We start from the raw sequence: 23,931 nt of genomic DNA on the forward strand, positions 1-23,931 counted from the left end.
TTTCCTGTTACCGCTCGACTTGCATGTGTTAGGCCTGCCGCCAGCGTTCAATCTGAGCCATGATCAAACTCTTCAATTTAAAGTTTGATGCTCAAAGAAACTGACCGTTCATTCGTAATGAATTCACTGTTGTTCACTCTTCAAGACTTTAAAACGTATTTTTTGGTGATACGGTCTTGTGAGTGCCCACACAGATTGTCTGATTAATTGTTAAAGAGCAGGCTGAATTAAAAAATGACATTCTCGTTCAGCCGGGCTGCGTATATTACGCTTTTCGCCCGCAGAGTCAAGCGCTTATTTGCTTTTTCTCTGCCTGACCCCACAATGTTTATCAGCGTTGTGTCGGTCAGTGGGGGCGCATTATAGGGCGTTCTTCGGCGCTGGCAAGCATTTAATTACAAAAAGAATCCGTTCGAACACCAATTAAGCAAAAACAATGCTAAATTGCGATTTAATGTGCAAAATGATAAAAAAAGAGGCAGTTTCCTGCCCCTTATCTCTCGTTAACTTTACTCTCTCGTTAAATATAACGTTATTGCTTTGCTACGATATGGCTATTTTCCACATCCAGAGTAATTGGTTTTCCTGGCAATAGTTGGCCGGAAAGTATCTTTTGAGCTAATGGGTTTTCAATTTCCTGCTGGATAGCTCGCTTCAATGGCCGTGCACCGTAAACAGGATCGAACCCGGCTTCTGCCAACATTTCCAACGCTTGCTGAGTAATCGTAACCTGATAACCACGTTCTTCCAGACGCTTGTATAAACGTTGCAATTGGATATCTGCAATCGCTGACAAATGCCGACGCCCTAATGGATGGAACACAACAACTTCATCAATACGGTTAATAAATTCAGGTCTGAAATTATGGCTAACAATTCCCATCACTATATCTTTCATTTCATCATAATTTAGACTACCAAAACGCTCCTGGATCATGTCCGACCCAAGATTAGAAGTCATGATTACAACCGTGTTACGGAAATCGACAGTACGACCTTGCCCATCAGTCAATCGACCATCATCCAGCACCTGTAATAAGATATTGAATACATCTGGGTGCGCTTTTTCCACCTCATCAAGCAAAATAACGGAATAAGGTCGACGACGAACAGCTTCTGTTAGATAGCCACCTTCTTCATAACCAACATATCCCGGCGGTGCTCCTACTAACCGTGATACGGCATGTTTTTCCATAAATTCAGACATATCGATACGTACCATTGCATCATCTCTGTCAAACAGGAAATTCGCTAACGCCTTGCACAACTCAGTTTTACCAACGCCAGTCGGACCAAGGAACAGAAATGAGCCAATCGGACGGTTTGGATCAGCTAATCCAGCACGACTACGGCGAATCGCATTAGAGATTGCATCGACTGCCTCATCCTGACCAATAACACGTTTATGCAGCTCTTGCTCCATGCGCAACAGTTTATCTTTTTCACTCTCCAGCATTCTGGCAACAGGAATACCCGTCCAACGAGCAAGAATTTCTCCAATTTCCGCATCAGTAACTTTGTTACGAAGCAATTTCATATGTTTACCTTCAGCTTGTGTGGCTGCGGCAAGTTGTTTTTCCAATCCAGGTATTTTTCCATACTGAATTTCAGACATCTTCGCTAAATCACCACTGCGGCGTGCCTGTTCCAGACTGATACGGGTATTTTCCAATTCCGCTTTTATGTACTGAGTACCCGTAAGGGCTGCTTTTTCAGCTTTCCATTCTTCTTCTAGTTCAGAATATTCTCGCTCTTTTACGAGCAGCTCTTCATTAAGCATTTCAAGCCGTTTTTTACTGGCATCATCAGACTCTTTTTTCAGCGCTTGCTGTTCCAACTTCAATTGGATAACCCGACGTTCCAGACGGTCCAGCGTTTCCGGTTTTGAATCCATTTGCATACGTAAACTGGCACCCGCTTCATCGATCAAGTCGATAGCTTTATCCGGCAACATACGGTCTGAGATATAACGATGAGATAATGTTGCTGCCGCGACAATTGCAGGGTCGGTAATTTGTACATGATGATGTAACTCATAACGTTCTTTCAGGCCACGCAAAATAGCGATAGTGTCCTCTACGGAAGGTTCTGCAACGTAGACTTTTTGGAAACGGCGTTCCAGCGCTGCATCTTTTTCAATATATTGACGATATTCATCCAGTGTTGTTGCACCAACACAGTGAAGTTCACCACGGGCCAAGGCGGGTTTTAACATATTACCAGCATCCATTGCCCCATCAGCCTTACCTGCACCAACCATAGTATGCAATTCGTCAATAAACAGAATGACATTACCTTCCTGTTTAGCAAGGTCGTTCAGCACACCTTTCAAACGCTCTTCAAATTCACCACGATATTTAGCCCCTGCTAACAGCGCTCCCATATCAAGGGAAAGGACTCGCTTATTTTTAAGCCCCTCAGGAACTTCACCATTAATGATCCGTTGAGCAAGCCCTTCAACAATGGCGGTTTTGCCAACCCCGGGTTCACCAATTAAGACGGGGTTATTTTTGGTACGGCGTTGTAATACCTGAATGGTGCGGCGAATTTCTTCATCACGGCCAATCACCGGATCAAGTTTGCCTTGTTCAGCGCGTTCAGTCAGATCAATAGTATATTTTTTCAGGGCTTGGCGTTGATCTTCCGCTCCCTGATCATCAACTTTTTCACCACCACGCATTTGTTCTATTGCTCTAGTGATTTTTTCTTTCGTTGCGCCAACAGCTTTCAATATGTCACTTAATGTGCCACGTTCTTCCAATGCCGCCAGAACAAATAATTCAGAGGAGATAAAATTATCCCCGGCTTTTTGTGCTAGTTTGTCACACAGATTTAAATGACGAACTAAGTCATTGGATGGCTGTACATCACCACCAACACCCTGTACCCGCGGCAAACGCTCTAAAGCCAGCTCAAGCTGATTGCTGAAACGGCCCGCATCGATTCCAATTGACGTTAATAATGGGCGAATAGAGCCACCCTCTTGTTTTAACAGTGAACTCATTAAGTGAATTGGTTCGATGAACTGATTATCATGCCCAAGTGCAAGGGACTGGGCGTCAGCGAGAGCAAGCTGGAATTTATTAGTAAGACGATCCAGACGCATAACACCTCCAATACTGTTCAGAATTTTGCTACTGGAGATTAAATGAGGCCATTCCTCAAATATTCAAGGTTATTCTGAAAAGCAAATTGTAAGATATTCTCTTATGCGCCAACGGATCGCCCTACTGGATAGGTTATATCAGCCAGATTAAAGTTGCCATACGTCCGGTGATCCCATCACGACGATAAGAGAAAAATTTCTCTTTATTACTGACAGTACACTCACTCCCACCAAAAATCGCTTTCACACCTACAGATTGCAATTTTAATTTTGCCAACAAATAGATATCCGCTAAATACTTTTCACCAAAAGGTGTAAAAGCTTGACTCAAATCAGCATGCTGGATAGTGAATGCTTCCAAAACTTCATTACCAACTTCAAATTTTTTCGCGCCAATTGCCGGCCCTAACCACACTTGGATCTGATTAGGTTTAGCTTTAAATTGAGTGATCGTATTCTCCAATACACCAGCGCATAAACCTCGCCAGCCCGCATGGGCAGCCGCAACCTCATCACCAGCAGAACTGCAAAATAGTACAGGCAAGCAATCTGCTGTCATCACAGCACAAACCTGCCCAAGAATATTGGTATAAACAGCATCAGCTCTATTATTTTCCAGTGGCTGGTCATTGAGTCTCACAACACGCGTACCATGAACTTGTTCTAGCCAGACCGGCTGCTGAGGCAGTTCCGCCATTTTCGCTAAAATATGCCTGTTTTGTTCAACAATATCAGGTTTATCACCAACATGCTTACCCAGATTCAAGCTATCATAAGGTGACAAGCCAATTCCCCCTAAGCGGGTAGAACTACAAGCTTTTACTGTCATCGGTTGTGACCAGTTTGGCAAAATAAGCGAAGTCATTTACCAATCCATTTCGTCTTTAAACGCTTCCGCATCTGCTTTTAATGCCTTAATCAGCATAACCATATCTTTAGGTAATTCCGCATGCCATTCCATTTCAATACCGGTTATCGGATGATAAAGACGCAGCATCGTGGCGTGCAATGCCTGACGATCAAAGTTACGCATTACCTCGCGGAACTCATCAGAAGCCCCTTTCAAAGGACGAGGACGACCACCATATAAAGGATCGCCCACCAATGGATGACTAATATGGGCCATGTGAACACGTATCTGGTGTGTTCTGCCGGTTTCCAGTCTCAGCCGCAGACGAGTATGTGCCCTAAAATGTTCCATTACCCGATAACGGGTAATAGCCGGTTTGCCCATTGGATGTACTGCCATATGTGTTCGTTTTGTTGGATGACGAGAAATTGGCTCTTCAACAATTCCACCCGCCGTCATACGACCTGTCGCCACCGCTTCATATTCACGGGTAATTTCGCGTAGTTGGAGTGATTCGACTAAACGAGTTTGAGCGGGAACCGTTTTAGCAATGACCATCAGCCCTGTCGTATCTTTATCAAGACGGTGAACAATGCCTGCCCGAGGGACATCGGCGATTTCAGGATAATGATATAACAGTGCATTCAATATCGTACCATCTGGATTTCCTGCTCCTGGATGGACGACCAAATCACGCGATTTGTTTATTACTAGAATGTCATCATCTTCATAAACAATATTTAACGCAATATCCTGAGGTTCCCAACGCGCATCTTCTTCAATGATGGCATCAATTGCAATTTCTTCACCTCCCAGCACTTTTTCTTTTGGCTTATTGATTAATTTGCCATTAACCTGAACTCTGTCATCCAAGATCCAATCTTTTATGCGTGATCTTGAATAATCAGGGAACAATTCAGCCAAAGCCTGATCTAAACGTTGACCGAGCTGAGATTCGGCGACTGTTGTATTAAGTCGTATTTGTTGTGCCATATATTGTTTCTACACTTACGTTGAGTTTTGACGGCAGAGCCGTTTAATTTAATATAGTGTGCTATTGTAACTCGATCTTTTGCCGGGAGCTTCATGGATAGTCTCCCAGAAAAACACTCAGAGGATAATCAACACGTGATGATACGCATGAAATATCTGGTGGCTGCCGCCACATTGAGCCTGGTACTTTCCGGGTGCGCTGGTAATAAAAATGCTGTCCCCGACAGCCCACCTGCGGAAATTTACTCTAAGGGTCAGGAAAAGCTGCAAAACGGTAGCTATGGAGATGCGATCAAACAATTGGAAACCCTCGATAATCGCTATCCATTTGGCCCCTATTCGCAGCAAGTACAACTCGATCTGATTTATGCTTATTATAAATCCTCTGACTTGCCAATGGCTCTCGCGTCCATTGATCGCTTTATACGCCTAAATCCAACTCACCCCAACATCGATTATGTTCTGTACATGCGGGGATTAACTTCACAAGCCTTGGATAACAGTCTATTGCAAAGTTTCTTCGGCATTGACCGCTCAGATCGTGATCCTGAACACGCCAGGGTAGCATTCAAGGATTTTAGCCAATTAGTACGCTATCATCCTAACAGCTTGTATACCGCCGATGCGATTAAGCGTTTAATGTTTACCAAAGAGCGCCTGGCAAAATATGAACTTTCTGTTGTGGAATATTATAACAAACGTGGTGCCTATGTCGCGGTGGTAAATCGAATTGAACAAATGTTACGTGATTACCCTGATACGCAATCAACTCTGGAAGCACTACCTTATATGAAAAAAGCTTATATACGCTTGGGTTTGACAACCCAGGCAGAGAAAGTAGCAAAACTCATTGCTGCTAATCCTGTATAAAGAAGCAGATAAACAAAACAGCGGCACCAGCCGCTGTTTTGCTTTTACTTATAAAATCCAAAAAAGACTACTTATCAGCAGAGTTGAGAAAGGCTCAACTTGTCAATAGTGTCTCATTAGACTCAATCCTGCAATAAATATTCTTCGTATTTTTATCACTAATCACAATTACTTCAACTAGTTGCCCCACGTCTGGTTAAAAGTGATTTAGATCACCTTTTTCATGGAAAAGAAATGTATGCTGAAATTATTGAAGGTGGATAATCAATAATGAGAGGTAACTATATGATAGTGAATATTACCAGCAAACAAATGGAGATTACCCCGGCAATTCGCAACCACGTAGAAAAGCGTCTAAGCAAACTAAATAAATGGCAAGTAAATCTGATAAATCCTCATATTATTCTATCAAAAGGGCCTCAAATTTTTAGAGCTGATGCAACCATAAGTATACCAAATGGTATGCTAGTTGCCGGTGCAAAGCATGAAGATATGTATATTGCTATCAATGAATTGTTAGCAAAACTGGAACGCCAGTTGAATAAAGTACAGCATAAGGGAGAAGCACGCCGGACTTACAACAGTGTTAAAGAATCAAATCTTGACCTAGAAACAGAACCAGAAATATCACAATAAAATAACAATGACTTGCCTCTAACGCGCCCAATTTGGACGCGTTTTTTGTTGACAGAAACAACAACATAAGGTTAATTAACAAAAACCACCATAAACCCTTGTCCAGTGCGGAAGGGGATATAAAGCGAAAAGTCCAAAGGACTTTACAAGGTATTGACGAATTCAAAGCAGCGAGACTCGTCGTTTCTGCCCACTGGGCTAGTGTCACAGTATATCGTTTACACAAACCATGGATAAGAAAATATAATGAATACAAGCCTGTTTTTCTTTTCTTTCTTTTTTACTTTCTCCTGAGGGAGGCTTTTGTCGTTGGAAAAAGAATGAGAAGACGAACAGCAAGCCTCCCCACCGGGAGGCTTTTTTCTGTCCATTGCAAACCTATTATTATCAGAATGTGAATAACCCATTTAGGAACTCATTTATGGATCAAAATAATTTGCTGAACATACGGAAAAAAGTCAGCGAACTTGATTTAAAGTTGCTGATTTTACTAGCAGAGCGTCGCCAATTAGCTTCTGATATTGCACAAACTAAGTTACAAGATAATCGCCCCATCAGAGACAAGGATCGCGAACGAGAATTATTAGATATTCTAATCAAAACAGGAAAAAGCTACGGACTTGATGGTTTTTATATTTCTCGTCTCTTTCAGATGATCATCGAAGATTCCGTACTCACTCAACAAGCATTATTGCAGCAACACCTAAACCAAACACCTCACGATTCAGCGCGTATTGCATTCCTCGGTCCTAGAGGTTCCTACTCTCATATCGCAGCCCGTCAATATGCTGCACGCCATTTCAATCAACTAGTTGAATGTAGCTGCCATAAATTCCAGGATATCTTCTCCCTGGTTGAAACAGGACAAGCGGATTACGGAATATTACCCATTGAAAATACTAGCTCTGGTTCCATCAATGATGTTTATGACTTGTTGCAACATACCAATTTGTCAATTGTGGGAGAAATAACTATTCCTATTGACCATTGCCTACTCATTGCAAGAGGCACAACGCTATCAGAGATCAAAACGGTTTACAGTCACCCTCAACCATTCCAACAATGTAGCCAATATATTAATCAACTCCCACATTGGAAAATTAAATATTGCGAAAGCACTGCCGCAGCGATGCAAGAAGTCGCTGAACAGAATTCACCAGAAATTGCAGCCTTAGGTAGTGAAGCGGGCGGTGCACTTTATCAGTTACAGGTTCTGGAACAGAATCTAGCAAACCAATCACATAATATTACTCGTTTCATTATTGTTGCCCGTCAGCCGATTGACGTTACAGAACAGGTACCGGCCAAAACGACATTTATTATGGCAACCGGACAGCAGGCAGGAGCACTGGTAGATGCGTTAATGGTGCTGAAAAAACATAATATTATTATGAGTAAACTGGAATCCCGCCCGATTAACGGAAATCCGTGGGAAGAGATGTTTTATATTGATGTACAAGCTAATATTCGTTCAATCAATATGCAACACGTCCTGAAAGCATTGGCGAAAATCACTCATTCATTAAAGGTATTGGGATGTTACCCAACAGAAAGTGTGATACCGGTTAACCCCTCCTGATTAAAAAGAACCGGATATTTTAATATCCGGTTCAGATTAGTAGCTTTTAGCGTTTTAACTACCAATGAAAAAATTTTTACTGGCTTTAACCTTTCGGTTTAAAGCTCTTTATCTATTCCGTAAATCCCGACTTACTCAGATTAAAGAATATGGATTATCGCTTTTCGTGCCATCCGAAAACAAGGGATTAAAAAATTTCCACTTATCCACGTAGGATTAAATACGTTTTATTTGAATGTGATAAAACCGGTGTTAATAAAAACCACATTTTATCTGTCACCACGGGTTTAAAATCCGGAAAAAAGCAGCAAACATATCACGAAAAAGAAGGCAAAAACTTTAATCATTAAAAGTAAAACAGAAATGATTAAAGCTTTTTTAAAGCAAGTAAAAAATTCGGTGTTATACTGACTTTGGAAGAGAAAACATCAGAAAAGACAAGTTTTAAATTTATTAACAAGGTGACAAAATGACAGAATTAACCATAGAACAAGAATATGAGATTGTATCAAAACACTTATCAAGAATGTCCACATTAAGAAGATTTGCTCAAACAAAAGATGTTGAATGGTTAGAAGATGTTTACAAAGCATTAGAGGTAGTCGTTCAAGACAGCAAAGAAACCTTCAGATTAATGAGTTTAGAAGTGGAACAAAAAGAACAAAAACGTTTAGAAATATTAAGACTGATTGAAGAAACCGGCCTTAATCTTAATACTATTAACATACCTATTACCCTCTCTGATTTTAAACCTAAAAAATCAAATGCAGGAAAAAGAAAGACGAGAAAACCTAAGTATCAGTTTAATGAAAATGGAGAAATTAAATACTGGTCAGGAAACGGTAAAAAACCATCAGGTTTACAAAAATTACTCAATGAAGGCCATTCATTAAATGAATTTTTAATTAAAAAATAAAAAACCTCGGAATGAGAATAGCCTCACAGGTTTAATGTCCGTTTAATATCTGTTTAATATTATTTATTTTCCTTTTTTGCTTGCATTTGCTTTTTGGGGCGATCGCAAGCGCCTTTTTATTGGTGATTAACTCGGTTATTAATCAAATAAGTGTTAAAAAAACAAGGGTAAAAAGGGGTAAAACAACTATTAAAACCTATACTATCTCAGCTCTAACAATTACCGGTTATTTATAAAAGCATCTATCAGATTAAATCCGATTCAGATTTTCTCCACCCAGATTCACTTATCATCTAAAAAGCAAGCGTTAAAGGGGGTAAAAACACGATTAAAACCTTATACCAATTAAACCCAAAAGTTAACACCATAACTTTTAATAACAATTTGAAAACTGCCCATCATAAAACTATCAGTGAAAAATAAGAAATAAAAATTGGTTTTATTAATGCTTAAAACGAATATGATTAATGCTCATTGAATGTAAAACACGACATGCCATGATGGTTAAACTTAATAAAAAATGGCATTAAAAGAGGGGAAAACAACTATTAAAATCTATACTATCTCAGCTCTAACAATTACCGGTTATTTATAAAAGCATCTGTCAGATTAAATCCGATTCAGATTTTCTCCACCCAGGTTCACTTATCATCTAAAAAGCAAGCGTTAAAGGGGGTAAAAACACGATTAAAACCTTATACCAATTAAACCCAAAAGTTAACACCATAACTTTTAATAACAATTTGAAAACTGCCCATCATAAAACTATCAGTGAAAAATAAGAAATAAAAATTAGTTTTATTAATGCTTACGCACCCCGAAAAAAAAGATAAATATGAATAGGTTTATCCGTTTACCAGAAAACACCCCTCCCAAAAAAGCCATCTTTAATAACGTTTTCAACCGGGGAGTAAACTTTTTTTTAAGCCAGTTAAATAACCAATGATAAAAACCGACGTAATAAAATCCGAAAATAAATAATTTAACCACATAAGAACTCAGTTACTTGCAGCATTATTATGTCGCACATTTACTATTACAATGCAAAGCGGCGATACCTTAAATACGCCAGTTTAAACTTGCTTTACACGATTTTAATCCGTTCAATAGCATGGCTTTTCTACGGTTTGGTTTAAGCCATTCCTCTATTTTATGCCTTTAATGTGATCTAATTTGCAAAGCCTTTCACCCTCATTGATAAAATTAAACTTATCAGCAATTTAAGCCGGATATTGTCATACCCGGTTCTTTTTAATTATTGGCGACTATCATTCGCTTGTTGAAGCAATACCCTGCTCTCTCTCATAAAATGAGGTGCATAATCCCCAAACCATTCACTAACATCTTCAAAATTGCTGACAAAAGCCCGTTTGTCTTGGTTTTCCAATATCTCTAGCGCTTGCCCAAAACTTTGATGATAACGGCGTATAAGATCAATATTCTCTGGTGATGACATAATAATATCCGCGTAAAGCTGAGGATCTTGCGCAAATAACCGCCCGACCATGATCAGTTCCAAACGGTAAATAGGTGAGGATATTGATAACAGTTGTTGTAAATCAGCACCTTCCTGTGCGAGATATTGCCCATAAGCAAATGTCGTGAAATGACGCAACGCCTGAATAAAGCTCATGTTTTTATCATGCTGTTCAGGGCTCATCTGATGCAAGCAAGCCCCCCAAATCAACAACTGTTCTAAAAACCATTGATAAGCTTCCTCTTGACGTCCGTCACAGTAAACAACAACTTGTTTTACCAAACTACCAACATCCGGCCCAAACATAGGATGTAATCCCAGCACTGGACCTTTATGCACATCAAGCATAGCTTGTAATGGTTGCTGTTTAACCGATGCCAAATCCACCAAAATGCAATGGTCAGGTAATGACGGTAAACGGCGAATAACCTCTTCTGTCAAATGAATAGGTACACTGATAATCACCATGCCCACACCCGCCAGAATCTGCTCCGCGTTAGGCCAATCTTGCGATTCCAGATTTCTGACTTCATAACCAGACAACGTTAACAAACGGCCAAATAGTTTCCCCATTTTGCCCAAGCCACCAACAATGACTATCGGCCCCAATTGAGGGCAAAGCGTTTTAAACCCTTTGTTATTCTCACTGGTGTAGGATTCCCGCATAATACGGCGCAGAATATCCTCAATTAAATCCGGTGGAACACCAAACTCTTCAGCCTCCTGCCGACGTGAAGCAAGCATCGCCATTTCTCTGTCAGGCGCATAAATTGACAACCCATTCTGACTTTTTACCTCACCAATCTCTGCAACCAATTCCAGACGTTTTGCCAGCAAACCCAGCAAAGCTTTATCCACTTCATCAATCTTATCCCGCAATTGAGATAATTCAGCCGCCATATTTATTATCCCGCTTTTTTCAGCACTGTCATTCTTTGCGACAATTGCATGCTAATTTGCTGATGTAATTTTCTTAGAACTGCCTCTGTCGTCTGCCAACTAATACACGCGTCAGTGACTGATACACCATATTTCATTTCACTACGCGGTTGCTCAGAAGATTGGTTACCTTCATTAATATGGCTCTCCAACATAATGCCAATAATAGATTGATTACCTGAAATGATCTGATCTGCGACAGAATCCACAACCAAACTTTGGCGACGAAAATCCTTATTAGAGTTACCATGACTACAATCAATCATCAAGGATGGCAATATTCCAGACTGCATCATTTGCTGCTCACATTCCATTACATGTTGGGCGCTGTAATTAGGGGTTTTACCACCACGCAAGATAATATGCCCATTGGGGTTTCCTTGCGTTTGTAATAAACACACCTGCCCCGACTGATTTATTCCTACAAAACGGTGTGGCATAGCGGCTGCGCACATCGCATTAATTGCAGTGCTCAAGCTACCATCAGTCCCATTTTTGAAACCAACAGGCATAGATAAACCTGAAGCCATTTCCCGGTGTGTCTGAGATTCTGTGGTTCTCGCACCAATTGCAGACCAACTAAATAAATCCCCCAAATATTGTGGGCTATTCGGATCTAAAGCTTCTGTTGCAAGAGGTAATCCCATTTTAACCAAACTAAGTAGTAAGCAACGAGCAATATGCAAGCCAGCTTCCACATCAAATGAACCATCCATGAATGGATCATTAATAAGACCTTTCCAACCCACTGTTGTACGAGGCTTTTCAAAATAGACACGCATGACGATGTACAAGCTATCACTCAATTCAGCAGAAAGGGCGGCCAGACGGTGAGCATAATCCAGAGCCGCATCCACGTCATGAATAGAGCAAGGACCACACACTACCAGTAAACGGGGATCACGGCGCTGAATAATGTCAGCAATTGTTTTACGTGCATTTGCAATAGCATGCAGATCATCATCACTCAGTGGGTATTGTTGCTTTAATTCTTTTGGAGTGATAAGAATTTGCTCACCACTGATGTGAACGTTATTAAGTGCATCTCTTTGCATGAACATTTTGATTTTCTCCTCAAGTTATCATTCTGTACTTATTTGTTTGTTTTTATGCATTTGACTAATAACATATCACGCATCGTAAAGAATACAATCCAAAAGTGTAAACAAACCCAAAACACTGTAAATTATTATTTACAAAAGAATGGAAAAGGCGTCAATTCAACGATAAACCTATTCTAGAACTAATTAATAAGACCAAAATTATTTCATATAGAAAAATATTAGAAATGGTTATCTTAAAATAAGATTAATATCAATAATCGCAGTTTATATTTCATATAAAGTTACCGAATGCACCCATAAAACATTAAACTATATCCAACTCGTTTTTTCATTAATTTATTAAGAGAAATAATGATATGACTACAGCTGGCTATGGAATAATTGGATGCGGATTATTTAGCACTCATCATGAAAAGAATCTGTGCCATCAGCTTCTATTATATATACCCTTCATCTTTCAAGCTGCTGCTTTGTTGGCTGCTTTCACTCACCCCAGTCACATCGTTATCTATGCTCCTGGGGATTCGTTCACTTGCCGCCTCGCTGCAACTCGAAATCTATTAGGTATAGATGAAAAAGTTTATATCGTTCTTTTAAACTCAATACACTAGAAGCCGGAAAATCCGGCCTCTTTATTAAAATATCTGTTACAAAGACTAAAATAATTATTACAAAGCTTGCTGTAAAAAAGCAATTAATTCCTGATTAACTTTATAGGGTTGCTCCAATGTGGAAATATGCCCTGCATCCTGGATAATAATATGCTCACAGTGCAATATTTCAGCCATCAAATAACCCTCCAGAGGCGGGCGAGGCGTATCTTGTTCACCCGTAATAACAAGCGAGGGAATATCTAATTTTTCCAACAAATGAGTTCTATCCTCACGCCCAAATATTATTCTCCCTAACGGAACAATACTATTACACAATATTTCCGCAGGAATGGCGACCAGACGCTGAATTAATTCATCAACCAAATGCTGAGCAGGTTGCTGGCTAAAGAAAGCGGGCACTATCTGCTGTTGCAAAACAGATTGAGGAATTGCACCAGCCTGCTCTATCACATCCAACATCGCAAAATATTTTGTATGAGTCACTTCAGGTTCTAATCCGACAAAGGTATCCATCAAAACCAGTGCCTTAACTCTGTCCGGTGCCATAGCTGCCAATTCAGTTCCCCACATGCCGCCAGCAGATAAGCCAATGATAGCAAATTCTTTAATGCCAAGTTGATCCATCAACGCCAGGTAATCCCGAGCTAAATCAACCAAAGTGCTATGCTGTTCTGGTAGCGCTGCCGAGTTTCCATGCCCCCAGAGATCAGGAGCAATCACCCGGTATTGTTTACTTAATGCCTCGATCTGAGGCTCCCACATAGTAGAATCAAACAAATAGCTATGCCCCAGTAATAACGGGAAACCTTCACCTTCATCTCGGTAAGCCATGGTTTTGTTATGTATTTGAAAAGTTTTCAAAGCAAATCCTTATAGTCAGTTAATCATGTTTAAAATTATTCTAAAACTCTCAAAATAATTGTCTTTAAGATTATTACGATCTAACAATAATATATTGTCGAATAATTTATCGATGAGTAAAAATCCCCCTTCATAAAAGGCGGCATTAATTACACGCCTAAAAGCGTAATCAAAGATCCTCTAAAAACCTGCCCGTATTTAGCCTGATTCTTCATTACAATAATCAAAAATACAGCAGAGCCAAAACCAAATTGATGACCACGCACGCAAAACGCGGTTTTAAGTTGACAATAAAAAAAGAGGCCAGCAATTGCTGACCTCTTTAACGATAACTTTCGGATGTAACGAAAGCGTATTATTTGCTGTTCAGACGCTCTTTAATACGAGCAGCTTTACCAGAACGCTCACGCAGATAGTACAATTTAGCTCTACGAACAGCACCACGACGTTTAACGCTAATGCTGTCTACGACTGGGGAGTGAGTCTGGAATACACGCTCAACACCTTCGCCGTTAGAAACTTTGCGAACAGTGAATGCAGAGTGCAGACCGCGGTTACGGATAGCGATAACCACGCCCTCGAATGCCTGCAGACGTTTCTTAGCACCTTCTACGACCCATACCTTAACTTCCACGGTGTCACCCGGACGGAATGAAGGTACGTCTTGCTTCATCTGCTCTTGTTCAAGTTGTTTAATAATGTTGCTCATAATAATTCTCTTACCCTAGGTAAACTGATATATCAGAGACATTCCCTTCGGGGATATGTCTGGATTAATGAGTTGCTTCAGTTAGATGTTCCCGTTGGAACTCTGTTAGCAATATCCTTTGCTCGTCAGTCAGAGCTAGGTTTTCCAGAAGTTCAGGTCTTCTAAGCCAGGTCCGGCCAAGCGATTGTTTCATCCGCCAGCGATTAATTTCAGCATGATTTCCAGACAGCAGAACTGGTGGAACTTCCATACCATCTAATACCTCCGGACGAGTATAGTGCGGACAATCCAGCAATCCATCAGCAAAAGAGTCCTCCTCCGCTGATGCTTGATGCCCCAGAACGCCCGGAATAAACCGAGAAACTGAGTCGATCATCGTCATTGCAGGGATTTCACCACCACTGAGCACGTAATCGCCGATAGACCATTCTTCGTCAATCTCAGTTTGAATCACCCGCTCATCTATCCCTTCATAGCGGCCACAAATCAAAATCAATTTTTCATTTGTTGCCAGATCACAAACCCCTTGTTGGTTGAGTTTGCGCCCCTGAGGTGAAAGATAAATCACTTTTGCACCTTCGCCCGCCGCAGTTTTTGCTGCATGAATAGCTTCCCGTAAAGGCTGAACCATCATCAACATGCCTGGACCACCGCCATAAGGCCGATCGTCAACGGTACGATGCCGGTCATAGGTAAAATCCCGTGGATTCCAGCATTCAATACTTAACAGGCCATTTTTCACTGCCCGGCTAGTTACCCCATAATCGGTTATTGCGCGGAACATTTCAGGAAACAGGCTAATAACCCCAATCCACATTATCGCGTCCCACTCATTTAAACCGTTTATAACCGGAGTTTAAAAACCAGGATCCCAATCTACTTCAATAGTTTTAGTAGCGAGATCGACTTTCTTGATAACCTGCCCATCAAGAAACGGAATTAGCCGCTCCTTGATACCGAATGCATCTTTCAGGTTTGCTTTAATTACCATTACGTCGTTAGAACCAGTTTCCATCATGTCATTGACAGTCCCCAAGCTATAACCTGCTGTGCTGATTACCTGGCAGCCTATTAAGTCTTTCCAGTAGTAATCACCCGTATCCAGCTCTGGCAATTGTTCTGAATCTACAATAATTTCGCAATTAGTCAGTAAATTCGCAGCATCCAGATCATCAATACCTTTAATTTTGATGATCATATCCTGATTGTGGTGTTTCCAAGCTTCCAGTTCAATGTGTTGCCACCGACCTGCCCGTTGAATAAACCACGGTTGATACTCAAAAATGTCTTCGGCATGTTCGGTGGAAGAAAAAACTCTGAGCCAACCACGAATACCATAAGTTGAACCTAGTTTTCCCAATACAATTGGGTGTTCAGGAAGTTCAAAACAGGTTTGCTTGCTCATAGTTACCACCGTGACAGATTAAGCTACTTTTTTGGCGTCTTTGATCAGTGTAGAAACACGATCAGACACAGTTGCACCCAGACCAATCCAATGTTCAATACGGTCCAGATCTAAACGCAGTGCTTCTGCTTTCCCTGTTGCAATAGGGTTGAAGAAGCCAACGCGCTCGATAAAGCGACCATCACGCGGGCTGCGGCTATCGGTCACGACTACTTGGTAAAACGGACGCTTTTTGGCGCCGCCACGAGCTAAACGAATTGTTACCATAACATCCTCATTAGTTAACAAAACAACCAGACTTCATCGAGGAACGAAGTCCGGTTGTCAGATAAAAAGCCCGAAAAGTTTACTCACTTTGGCGCAAAAAGCAATCCAAAGTGGATATTCTTCGAGACTTTATCGATTAACGGCCCATAAATCCGGGTGGCATCATGCCTTTCATACCACGCATCATTTTTGCCAGACCGCCTTTCTTCATTTTTTTCATCATGCGCTGCATTTCGTCAAATTGTTTAAGCAAGCGGTTAACATCTTGAACCTGAGTGCCAGAACCATTGGCAATACGACGTTTACGAGAACCTTTGATTATTTCTGGTTTTTGCCGCTCTTTACGCGTCATGGAATTGATAATCGCTTCCATTTTAACCAAAATTTTATCATCCATCTGGGATTTCACCGCATCTGGCACTTGAGACATCCCCGGCATTTTGCTTAACATGCTGGCCATTCCCCCCATGTTACGCATCTGCTTTAGCTGATCTAGGAAATCATTTAAATCGAAGCCGTCACCTTTTTTTAGTTTAGAAGCCAATTTTTCGGCCTGAGTGCGATCGACTTTACTTTCAATCTCTTCAATCAGGGAAAGAACATCTCCCATTCCAAGGATTCGAGAGGCAATACGATCCGGGTGGAATGGCTCCAGTGCATCCGTTTTTTCACCAACCCCCAGAAATTTAATCGGCTTACCGGTAATATGACGAATAGATAGCGCGGCACCGCCACGGGCATCACCATCGACTTTAGTTAACACCACACCCGTCAGTGGCAATGCTTCATTGAAAGCTTTCGCGGTATTAGCAGCATCCTGCCCCGTCATCGCATCAACAACAAACAGGGTTTCCACTGGATTAATGGCTTTATGAACCTGTTTGATTTCATCCATCATTGCTTCGTCAACATGTAGACGACCCGCAGTATCCACCAAAAGCACATCATAGAATTTCAATTTGGCGTGCTGTACCGCTTGAGTCACGATATCAACGGGTTTTTCCTGGGCATCGGAAGGGTAGAAATCAATACCCACTGCCTGCGCCAAGGTTTCAAGCTGTTTGATAGCGGCTGGACGATAGACGTCAGCAGATACCACCAAAACTTTTTTCTTCTGTTTTCCTTTCAGAAAGCTACCCAGCTTGGCAACGCTGGTTGTTTTACCTGCACCTTGTAGACCCGCCATCAATACGACAGCAGGCGGCTGAGTAGAAAGATTCAGTTCACTGTTAACTTCCCCCATCGCCTTAACGAGTTCATTCTGAACAATTTTGACAAACTCTTGGCCGGGAGTAAGGCTTTTATTAACCTCGTGGCCTACCGCGCTCTCTTTAACACATGAAATAAAATCACGCACTACAGGCAATGCGACGTCAGCTTCAAGTAAAGCCATGCGAACTTCGCGCAGTGTCTCTTTAATATTATCTTCGGTCAGTCGCCCACGGCCACTGATATTGCGCAATGTGCGCGATAGTCTGTCGGTTAAATTATCAAACATTGTCTCTGCTCAATTTTTAAAAATGGGCTACCTGTAAGGCGTATTCCGCAAATTATAACACGATGGAAAGGGATCTCTGCACAGAGATTCACACCGATGATTAACAACGGTTGGAGGCTATCCTTGCTGGCGGTATACTTAAGCTTTAATTCAACCTAAGACTATCGCTAAAACGACTAATGCCATGCCAGTATTTTCTATAATTTCTTCATTCGCTTATTTATTCAGCCTAGTACTGATTATTCCCGGCTTACTGCGGAAACCGAAAGGATACCGCAGGCTGGCATTACTTTCCGCGATTGTCGCTTTAATTTGTCATGCTATTGCACTTAAACACCAGATCTTCCATGTCAGCAGCGGGCAAAACCTCACTCTCCTAAACCTAGGTTCTATTGTCAGTTTACTTACTTGTATCATAATGACAATTGTTGCTTCTCACGGCCGAGCTTGGTTTCTGCTACCCATTGTTTACAGTTTTTCCATGATAAATTTGGTTTTAGCGAGTCTTATGCCAGGTGAATTCATTACCCATCTAGAGGCCAGCATTGAATTATCTATCCATATTGGGTTGGCGCTTCTGGGTTATGCGACTTTGCTTATCGCTGCATTATATGCATTACAGCTTGGGTGGTTGGATCATCAGCTTAAAAATAAAAAACTCACTTTTACGCCAGATATGCCCCCATTAATGTTCATTGAACGCAAAATGTTTCATATCACTCAGCTTGGCGTAATATTGCTAACGCTGACGCTCTGTACCGGCATCCTCTACATGGATAATATTTTCAGTCGCGAAAACATCCATAAAGCAATTTTATCTATTATCGCGTGGTTTGTTTACATTGTTTTATTATGGGGCCACTACCATGATGGATGGCGCGGTAAACGAGTTATCTGGTTTAACCTGATCGGTGCATTTACCCTGACACTCGCCTATTTTGGCAATCGATTATTACAGGAAATCATGATTTACTAAGAACATGATGTCCAATCAGTATCATCAATATTTGAAAGGAATTCCGCGTTGGAGCATGTCTCAACAAGCACATTAATTATTATTTTAATCACTATGGTCATTATCTCAGCCTATTTCTCTGCTTCAGAGACAGGTATGATGACAATGAATCGCTATCGCTTACGTCATCTGGCAAAGCAAGGGGATCGTTCCGCCCGCAGAGTTGAAGCATTACTTCGCCATCCTGAGCGGCTCATCAGCCTGATTCTTATCGGCAATAATCTGGTTAATATTCTTGCCTCAGCACTCGCGACTATCATTGGTATGCGCCTTTATGGTGATGCCGGAGTTGCTATCGCAACGGGCATTTTGACCTTTATTGTGCTGATATTTTCTGAAATTATGCCAAAGACGATAGCAGCCCTCTATCCTGAAAGGGTCGCTTTTCCGAGCAGTTTCCTGCTACGCCCATTACAGAAAATCATGCTGCCGTTAGTTTGGATGCTAAATAAAATTACCTTATCGTTAATGCGTTGTCTTGGTATCAAACACCCTACTGGCCCTAATCATGCAATTAGTAAAGATGAACTTCGCACTATTGTGAATGAATCAAATGCTAAGCTATCACAGCAAAATCAGGATATGCTGATTTCGATTTTAGACTTGGAGAAGGTCACAATCGGCGACATTATGGTTCCCCGTAATGAAATTGTTGGCATTGATATTAATGATGACTGGAAATCCATCATACGGCAGTTGACCCATTCACCTCATGGTCGGATCGTGCTTTATCGTGATTCACTTGATGACGCCATTGGTATGCTCCGTGTACGTGAAGCTTACCGGCTGATGACAGAAAAAAAAGAGTTCACCAAAAGAAATTTAATTAAAGCAGCAGATAAAATTTATTATGTCCCCGTCAGCACGCCACTTAATATCCAGTTAGTGAATTTCCAACGCAACAAGGAGAAAGCCGGGCTCATCGTTGATGAATACGGTGATATTCAAGGACTGGTCACTGTCGAAGATATTCTCGAAGAGATTGTCGGTGATTTTACAACATCAATGTCTCCTTCTCTGGCTGAAGAAGTTTCACCACAAAGCGATGGGACTATTTTAGTTGATGGGACAGCCAATATCCGCGAATTAAATAAAGCCTTTAACTGGGCACTGCCTGTTGATGGACCACGAACGGTTAATGGTATGGTGCTTGAAGAGTTAGGCGAAATACCCGCTCTTAATGTACAAGTGCAAATTAGTAAATATAATTTTGAAGTACTTTCAGTGAACGATAATGTCATTAAACAAGTTCGAGTCACTCCCATTAGCCAACTTTCTGAGCAAAAAGCACAAACAGTTTAAATCGCCACTGAAGATCAATACCGTTGGAGGCATACCACCAACCTCCAACGGCAGATTCCTGTTAATATCTCAGGAACCCGAAATACCATCACGGCTATGGAACTACACTTTCAATTCTGTCAGTTTTTCTTCTGGCAATGCCAACTCATCATTCTTATTAACGAGGACATCTGAATCAAGAATATGACGCGCAATATCCTGAGCTTCTGTCAGTGAATGCATGTGATAAGTACCGCATTGATAAATATTTAGCTCTGGGATTTGGCTCTGATCTTTCACTTTCAAGACATCAGCCATAGCCGCTTTCCACGCGTCCGCAACGCGTATTTCCGCCGGTGCGCCAATCAGGCTCATATAAAAACCTGTTCGACATCCCATTGGCGATATATCAATAATTTCAACACCCTCACCATTGAGGTGATTACGCATAAAACCAGCAAACAAATGTTCAAGTGTATGAATACCCTTTTCAGGCATAACCTGTTTATTGGGTATACAGAAACGTAAGTCAAAAACTGTGATGGTGTCGCCATGAGGCGTTTTCATAGTTTTAGCAACTCTTACGGCTGGCGCATTCATACGAGTATGGTCAACAGTAAAACTATCCAGTAAAGGCATTTCTTCATCTCCACAAAAAATTCAGATTTTTCTTCAAGCAAATGAAACCTTTTCATCTGCCGCCGGTCGTAAAGAATGAAAGACGCGTAATTATTATCCCTAATTCTCTAGAAGATCTCATTTGGCCACTTTTATTGTGGCCATTTTCTTCTCTAGCATCCTGTCTGTTGTTTCAGATACTCATCAAAACTCATCGTATCCTCACGTTCCAACGCGTCTTGTCGCTCTACGGAGGTCCTGCGTTCTATAGCGAACTGCTCGTCGCTAATAACCTCATATTCCTCATTGATCAGTTGCTGACGGTATTCATCTGCTAGTTCCAGTCCAAAACCACCAATGCCCTGACTCTTCACTTTTTCCAGCACACGGGCCGATAAAGTCAGTGATGAATCATCAAACATAGCAATTAATTCTTCGCAAACCTTTTGATACTGTGTGCCAGAACAACTATCCAATATTGTGGCAACCCGTTTCAAGTCACTAAATAACTTTTTGCCAACGTTTACTAGCGGCTCCTCCACACTTCCACAACCAAGGCCAATCATTTGCTCTGGTTTACGCCCTTCAAGGATCACTCTATTCCAATTCTTACGGCAACAATCTAATTCATCACTGCCCATTTCCGGTGCTTCGGCAAGCACACACCATATTAAGAATAGGTCAAGAAAACGAATTTGTGTTTCATTGACACCAATCGCGGCAAATGGATTAATATCCAATGAACGAACTTCGATATATTCCACTCCCCCACGCAACAAAGCATCAGAAGGCGATTCATTCCCTCTAGTGACACGCTTAGGTCGGATTGGCGCATACAACTCATTTTCAATTTGTAAGACGTTGGTATTGAGCTGAATATGTTTATCACCTTGCTTAGTGCCCAACTTAGCAAACTCGTCAGATGGCTTGTGAATCGCTTTTTTCAATCCTTCAATATAGGTATGTAGGTTATTAAACGTAATATTCAGATCGCTCTGTGATTTATTGGTGTACCCCAAATTACTCATTCTTAGTGAAGTCGCATAAGGTAGATAACAAGTTCCATCTTCTGTTCGATCAAAAAGAAAAGAAGTCTCTCTTCCACGTAAGAACGAGGAACAAATTGCCGGAGAAGCACCAAACAAGTATGGGATCACCCATCCAAAGCGATAATAGTTACGGATCAAGCGGAAATAGCCATTAGAGATCTGCTCTTTACCACTCTCTGCATCTTCAATACCAGCCCAGGCTCGCCAAAACTCAATTGGCAATGAAAAATTATAATGAACCCCGGATATGGTCTGCATCAACGCGCCATAACGATTTTTCAGTCCTTCACGGTATAAGGTCTTATAGCGACCAACATTCGATGTACCATATTGAGCCAAAGTAATGCTCTCTTCCGCATCAATAAAGCATGGCATACTTAATGGCCACATTTTTTCTTTGTCCAGCACACGCGCCGTGTGACGATGAATATCGTTAAGAAAAGAAATCGTATATTTTATATCATCACCAACTGGTGTTATGAATTCCAACAATGACTCAGCAAAGTCAGTAGTAATCCATTTATGCGTAAGCGCTGCACCAAGTGCTTTAGGATGTTCCGTTATAGCTAAACTACCATCTGAAGTAATACGCAATGTTTCACGTTCAACACCGCGACGAATTCCCTTTAAAATTGTCGGATGCGCCTCTAGCCATGATAGAGCCTTTGATACGTCCGGGATCAATTCGACCTCCCGTAGTGTTTTAGAAGAATTTTTATAAGGGTTTACTTTATCTTAAACAAGCCAAATTGTCGCTGATTAGATAGATAAGCAAAAATATTTCAGCGTCATACAGAGGGCAGGTTGGTTACGGCAACAGAAAGTAGAAAGGAAAAAGCCCTGCTGTTTAAGCAAGGCTTTAAATGGTGCATCCAGGAGGATTCGAACCTCCGACCGCTCGGTTCGTAGCCGAGTACTCTATCCAGCTGAGCTATGGATGCATGTTCAGTTTTTTACTCTGGTAAAATATAGCGGTTGCTTCGATTACCTGAATAGTACCTCGAATGGTTTCATCTCAAGGTTAAATTGGTGCATCCAGGAGGATTCGAACCTCCGACCGCTCGGTTCGTAGCCGAGTACTCTATCCAGCTGAGCTATGGATGCGTGTTCAGTTTTTTACTCTGGTAAAATATAGCGGTTGCTTCGATTACCTGAATAGTACCTCGGATGGTTTCATCTCAAGGTTAAATATGGCGCATCCAGAAGGATTCGAACCTCCGACCGCTCGGTTCGTAGCCGAGTACTCTATCCAGCTGAGCTATGGATGCGTGGTTTAAATGGCGGTGAGAGAGGGATTCGAACCCTCGATGCAGCTTTTGACCGCATACTCCCTTAGCAGGGGAGCGCCTTCAGCCTCTCGGCCATCTCACCGTACGCTTTCTTTCGAACTGTGACTCAGAACTTTTGTTTAAGCTCCTCGTCACTGCGTGGCGCACATATTACTTTCCCAGACTTATAAGTCAAACAATTTTTCTAAACCTGTGTTTGTTTGAACACTTCACACACAAGATGTTTAGTTTGACATCAAAAAGTGTACTTTGTCAGCAGCAAACTATTACACCTTCAATTAAAGTGCATGCAAATCATTATTCGCCACAATAACATAATAGGAACACGCTGTTCTTACGATAGAAAAACAAAAAAGATGGGAAAATAGACAAGAGTTTAAGAAATTAGCAAAATAAAAAATAAAAAACACCAACAGAGGTGAGATCCCTCAAAAATGGCGTCCGGTTCTGACAGAGATAGGACGCCAACTTAGAGTCAATAAGTTGTTGGCTGAGATTTTTCGGCCTGAATCCGCTGATAAATTTCTTCACGGTGAACAGAAACTTCTTTAGGGGCATTTACACCAATACGAACTTGGTTACCTTTAACCCCTAGTACTGTAACTGTTACCTCATCGCCTATCATGAGCGTTTCACCAACTCGACGAGTCAGAATAAGCATTCTTTGCTCCTTGAAAATTTAAAAGAGTCGGGTCTTTCGGTTTCCCCGCTATTATCCATCAAACACCGTGAAAACGTAAAACAATGGTATATGCTTAAAGTATAAGCAATTTTAAGCGCATTTCCTACCTATATAGTTTAGCCAAAATAAATAAATATGCGCTCAACCTTTTAACAATTTCACAACAAGATTTCAAGACACCATAAAAACAACTCTATGGTGCCCTCTAAACTC

The 23,931-nt window shown here is 41.2% G+C and carries 20 protein-coding genes, 4 tRNA genes, 1 rRNA gene and 1 other annotated feature; of the genes, 6 read left to right on the forward strand and 19 right to left on the reverse strand.

The annotated features are described in order from the left end of the window. The 4 genes from D3222_RS14615 to rluD all read right to left on the reverse strand — a co-directional run. A 16S ribosomal RNA gene (locus tag D3222_RS14615) occupies nt 1-79 on the reverse strand; the annotation flags it as partial. 453 nt (nt 80-532) lie between these two features. Further along, the gene (clpB, locus tag D3222_RS14620) at nt 533-3,106 is read right to left on the reverse strand and encodes an ATP-dependent chaperone ClpB (RefSeq protein ID WP_118986812.1); all 2,574 of its coding nucleotides are present in this window, start codon (nt 3,104-3,106) and stop codon (nt 533-535) included. Between the two features lie 133 nt (nt 3,107-3,239). Then, nucleotides 3,240-3,971, reverse strand: a complete 732-nt coding sequence (gene yfiH, locus D3222_RS14625) for a purine nucleoside phosphorylase YfiH (protein WP_118986813.1) — start codon at nt 3,969-3,971, stop codon at nt 3,240-3,242. After that, nucleotides 3,972-4,949, reverse strand: a complete 978-nt coding sequence (gene rluD / locus D3222_RS14630) for a 23S rRNA pseudouridine(1911/1915/1917) synthase RluD (protein WP_118986814.1) — start codon at nt 4,947-4,949, stop codon at nt 3,972-3,974. 138 nt (nt 4,950-5,087) lie between these two features. On the opposite strand from rluD, the gene bamD reads away from it, so the two are divergent. The 4 genes from bamD (at nt 5,088) to D3222_RS14650 (ending at nt 8,950) form a co-directional block, all read left to right on the forward strand. Further along, the gene (gene bamD, locus D3222_RS14635; protein ID WP_118986861.1) at nt 5,088-5,819 is read left to right on the forward strand and encodes an outer membrane protein assembly factor BamD; all 732 of its coding nucleotides are present in this window, start codon (nt 5,088-5,090) and stop codon (nt 5,817-5,819) included. Between the two features lie 285 nt (nt 5,820-6,104). After that, nucleotides 6,105-6,455, forward strand: a complete 351-nt coding sequence (gene raiA / locus D3222_RS14640) for a ribosome-associated translation inhibitor RaiA (protein WP_118986862.1) — start codon at nt 6,105-6,107, stop codon at nt 6,453-6,455. Nucleotides 6,456-6,700: 245 nt separating this feature from the next. Beyond that, nucleotides 6,701-6,820, forward strand: a sequence feature (Phe leader region). A gap of 56 nt (nt 6,821-6,876) precedes the next feature. Continuing rightward, nucleotides 6,877-8,034, forward strand: coding sequence for a bifunctional chorismate mutase/prephenate dehydratase (gene pheA / locus D3222_RS14645; RefSeq protein WP_118986815.1), 1,158 nt, complete (start codon nt 6,877-6,879; stop codon nt 8,032-8,034). Between the two features lie 469 nt (nt 8,035-8,503). Next, the gene (locus tag D3222_RS14650) at nt 8,504-8,950 is read left to right on the forward strand and encodes an H-NS histone family protein (protein ID WP_118986816.1); all 447 of its coding nucleotides are present in this window, start codon (nt 8,504-8,506) and stop codon (nt 8,948-8,950) included. Nucleotides 8,951-10,205: 1,255 nt separating this feature from the next. On the opposite strand, the gene tyrA is transcribed toward D3222_RS14650, so the two are convergent. The 8 genes from tyrA to ffh all read right to left on the reverse strand — a co-directional run bounded on the left by tyrA (nt 10,206) and on the right by ffh (nt 17,784). Then, nucleotides 10,206-11,327 (reverse strand): bifunctional chorismate mutase/prephenate dehydrogenase, encoded by a 1,122-nt coding sequence (tyrA, locus tag D3222_RS14655; RefSeq protein WP_118986817.1) that lies wholly within the window; start codon nt 11,325-11,327, stop codon nt 10,206-10,208. Nucleotides 11,328-11,332: 5 nt separating this feature from the next. Then, nucleotides 11,333-12,427: a 3-deoxy-7-phosphoheptulonate synthase gene (locus D3222_RS14660; RefSeq protein WP_304598673.1), complete on the reverse strand. Its 1,095-nt coding sequence runs from the start codon at nt 12,425-12,427 to the stop codon at nt 11,333-11,335. 671 nt (nt 12,428-13,098) lie between these two features. Then, nucleotides 13,099-13,905, reverse strand: a complete 807-nt coding sequence (locus D3222_RS14670; RefSeq protein ID WP_118986819.1) for an alpha/beta fold hydrolase — start codon at nt 13,903-13,905, stop codon at nt 13,099-13,101. A gap of 355 nt (nt 13,906-14,260) precedes the next feature. Continuing rightward, complete coding sequence (gene rplS / locus D3222_RS14675; RefSeq protein ID WP_112878363.1) at nt 14,261-14,614, reverse strand: 50S ribosomal protein L19; 354 nt, start codon at nt 14,612-14,614, stop codon at nt 14,261-14,263. 64 nt (nt 14,615-14,678) lie between these two features. Beyond that, nucleotides 14,679-15,431 (reverse strand): tRNA (guanosine(37)-N1)-methyltransferase TrmD, encoded by a 753-nt coding sequence (gene trmD, locus D3222_RS14680; protein ID WP_118986820.1) that lies wholly within the window; start codon nt 15,429-15,431, stop codon nt 14,679-14,681. Between the two features lie 39 nt (nt 15,432-15,470). Continuing rightward, nucleotides 15,471-16,019 (reverse strand): ribosome maturation factor RimM, encoded by a 549-nt coding sequence (gene rimM, locus D3222_RS14685; protein ID WP_118986821.1) that lies wholly within the window; start codon nt 16,017-16,019, stop codon nt 15,471-15,473. An 18-nt stretch (nt 16,020-16,037) separates the two neighbouring features. Beyond that, a complete protein-coding gene (gene rpsP, locus D3222_RS14690) occupies nt 16,038-16,286 on the reverse strand; it encodes a 30S ribosomal protein S16 (RefSeq protein ID WP_011145581.1) in 249 nt (82 codons plus the stop codon). 136 nt (nt 16,287-16,422) lie between these two features. Beyond that, entirely contained in the window at nt 16,423-17,784 is a 1,362-nt protein-coding gene (ffh, locus tag D3222_RS14695; RefSeq protein WP_049583027.1) for a signal recognition particle protein, read from the reverse strand. 184 nt (nt 17,785-17,968) lie between these two features. On the opposite strand from ffh, the gene D3222_RS14700 reads away from it, so the two are divergent. After that, nucleotides 17,969-18,760, forward strand: coding sequence for a cytochrome C assembly family protein (locus D3222_RS14700; RefSeq protein ID WP_118986822.1), 792 nt, complete (start codon nt 17,969-17,971; stop codon nt 18,758-18,760). A 48-nt stretch (nt 18,761-18,808) separates the two neighbouring features. Then, entirely contained in the window at nt 18,809-20,101 is a 1,293-nt protein-coding gene (locus D3222_RS14705) for an HlyC/CorC family transporter (protein WP_157975339.1), read from the forward strand. A 102-nt stretch (nt 20,102-20,203) separates the two neighbouring features. Here the strand turns inward: D3222_RS14705 and luxS are convergent, their stop codons facing one another. The 7 genes from luxS to csrA form a co-directional block, all read right to left on the reverse strand. Then, nucleotides 20,204-20,719, reverse strand: a complete 516-nt coding sequence (gene luxS, locus D3222_RS14710; protein WP_036814109.1) for an S-ribosylhomocysteine lyase — start codon at nt 20,717-20,719, stop codon at nt 20,204-20,206. A 152-nt stretch (nt 20,720-20,871) separates the two neighbouring features. Next, the gene (gene gshA / locus D3222_RS14715) at nt 20,872-22,431 is read right to left on the reverse strand and encodes a glutamate--cysteine ligase (protein ID WP_118986823.1); all 1,560 of its coding nucleotides are present in this window, start codon (nt 22,429-22,431) and stop codon (nt 20,872-20,874) included. 180 nt (nt 22,432-22,611) lie between these two features. After that, nucleotides 22,612-22,688, reverse strand: a tRNA-Arg gene (locus tag D3222_RS14720). 86 nt (nt 22,689-22,774) lie between these two features. Beyond that, nucleotides 22,775-22,851, reverse strand: a tRNA-Arg gene (locus tag D3222_RS14725). Nucleotides 22,852-22,938: 87 nt separating this feature from the next. Beyond that, nucleotides 22,939-23,015: transfer RNA gene (locus D3222_RS14730), tRNA-Arg, on the reverse strand. A 10-nt stretch (nt 23,016-23,025) separates the two neighbouring features. Then, nucleotides 23,026-23,118 (reverse strand) — tRNA-Ser (locus D3222_RS14735). Between the two features lie 393 nt (nt 23,119-23,511). Then, nucleotides 23,512-23,697 carry a carbon storage regulator CsrA gene (gene csrA, locus D3222_RS14740; protein WP_002209449.1) on the reverse strand — a complete coding sequence of 62 codons (186 nt, stop codon included), beginning with the start codon at nt 23,695-23,697 and terminating at the stop codon, nt 23,512-23,514. Between the last annotated feature and the right edge of the window lie 234 nt (nt 23,698-23,931).

Source organism: Photorhabdus sp. CRCIA-P01, assembly GCF_003545805.1.
Classification (GTDB): domain Bacteria; phylum Pseudomonadota; class Gammaproteobacteria; order Enterobacterales; family Enterobacteriaceae; genus Photorhabdus; species Photorhabdus antumapuensis.

Bases quoted from the DNA above. Each gene is read 5' to 3' on its own strand.
- clpB (WP_118986812.1), bottom strand. From the start codon at position 3,106: ATGCGTCTGGATCGTCTTACTAATAAATTCCAGCTTGCTCTCGCTGAC.
- yfiH (WP_118986813.1), bottom strand. From the start codon at position 3,971: ATGACTTCGCTTATTTTGCCAAACTGGTCACAACCGATGACAGTAAAA.
- rluD (WP_118986814.1), bottom strand. From the start codon at position 4,949: ATGGCACAACAAATACGACTTAATACAACAGTCGCCGAATCTCAGCTC.
- bamD (WP_118986861.1), top strand. From the start codon at position 5,088: ATGATACGCATGAAATATCTGGTGGCTGCCGCCACATTGAGCCTGGTA.
- raiA (WP_118986862.1), top strand. From the start codon at position 6,105: ATGATAGTGAATATTACCAGCAAACAAATGGAGATTACCCCGGCAATT.
- pheA (WP_118986815.1), top strand. From the start codon at position 6,877: ATGGATCAAAATAATTTGCTGAACATACGGAAAAAAGTCAGCGAACTT.
- D3222_RS14650 (WP_118986816.1), top strand. From the start codon at position 8,504: ATGACAGAATTAACCATAGAACAAGAATATGAGATTGTATCAAAACAC.
- tyrA (WP_118986817.1), bottom strand. From the start codon at position 11,327: ATGGCGGCTGAATTATCTCAATTGCGGGATAAGATTGATGAAGTGGAT.
- D3222_RS14660 (WP_304598673.1), bottom strand. From the start codon at position 12,427: ATGTTCATGCAAAGAGATGCACTTAATAACGTTCACATCAGTGGTGAG.
- rplS (WP_112878363.1), bottom strand. From the start codon at position 14,614: ATGAGCAACATTATTAAACAACTTGAACAAGAGCAGATGAAGCAAGAC.
- trmD (WP_118986820.1), bottom strand. From the start codon at position 15,431: ATGTGGATTGGGGTTATTAGCCTGTTTCCTGAAATGTTCCGCGCAATA.
- rimM (WP_118986821.1), bottom strand. From the start codon at position 16,019: ATGAGCAAGCAAACCTGTTTTGAACTTCCTGAACACCCAATTGTATTG.
- rpsP (WP_011145581.1), bottom strand. From the start codon at position 16,286: ATGGTAACAATTCGTTTAGCTCGTGGCGGCGCCAAAAAGCGTCCGTTT.
- ffh (WP_049583027.1), bottom strand. From the start codon at position 17,784: ATGTTTGATAATTTAACCGACAGACTATCGCGCACATTGCGCAATATC.
- D3222_RS14700 (WP_118986822.1), top strand. From the start codon at position 17,969: ATGCCAGTATTTTCTATAATTTCTTCATTCGCTTATTTATTCAGCCTA.
- luxS (WP_036814109.1), bottom strand. From the start codon at position 20,719: ATGCCTTTACTGGATAGTTTTACTGTTGACCATACTCGTATGAATGCG.
- csrA (WP_002209449.1), bottom strand. From the start codon at position 23,697: ATGCTTATTCTGACTCGTCGAGTTGGTGAAACGCTCATGATAGGCGAT.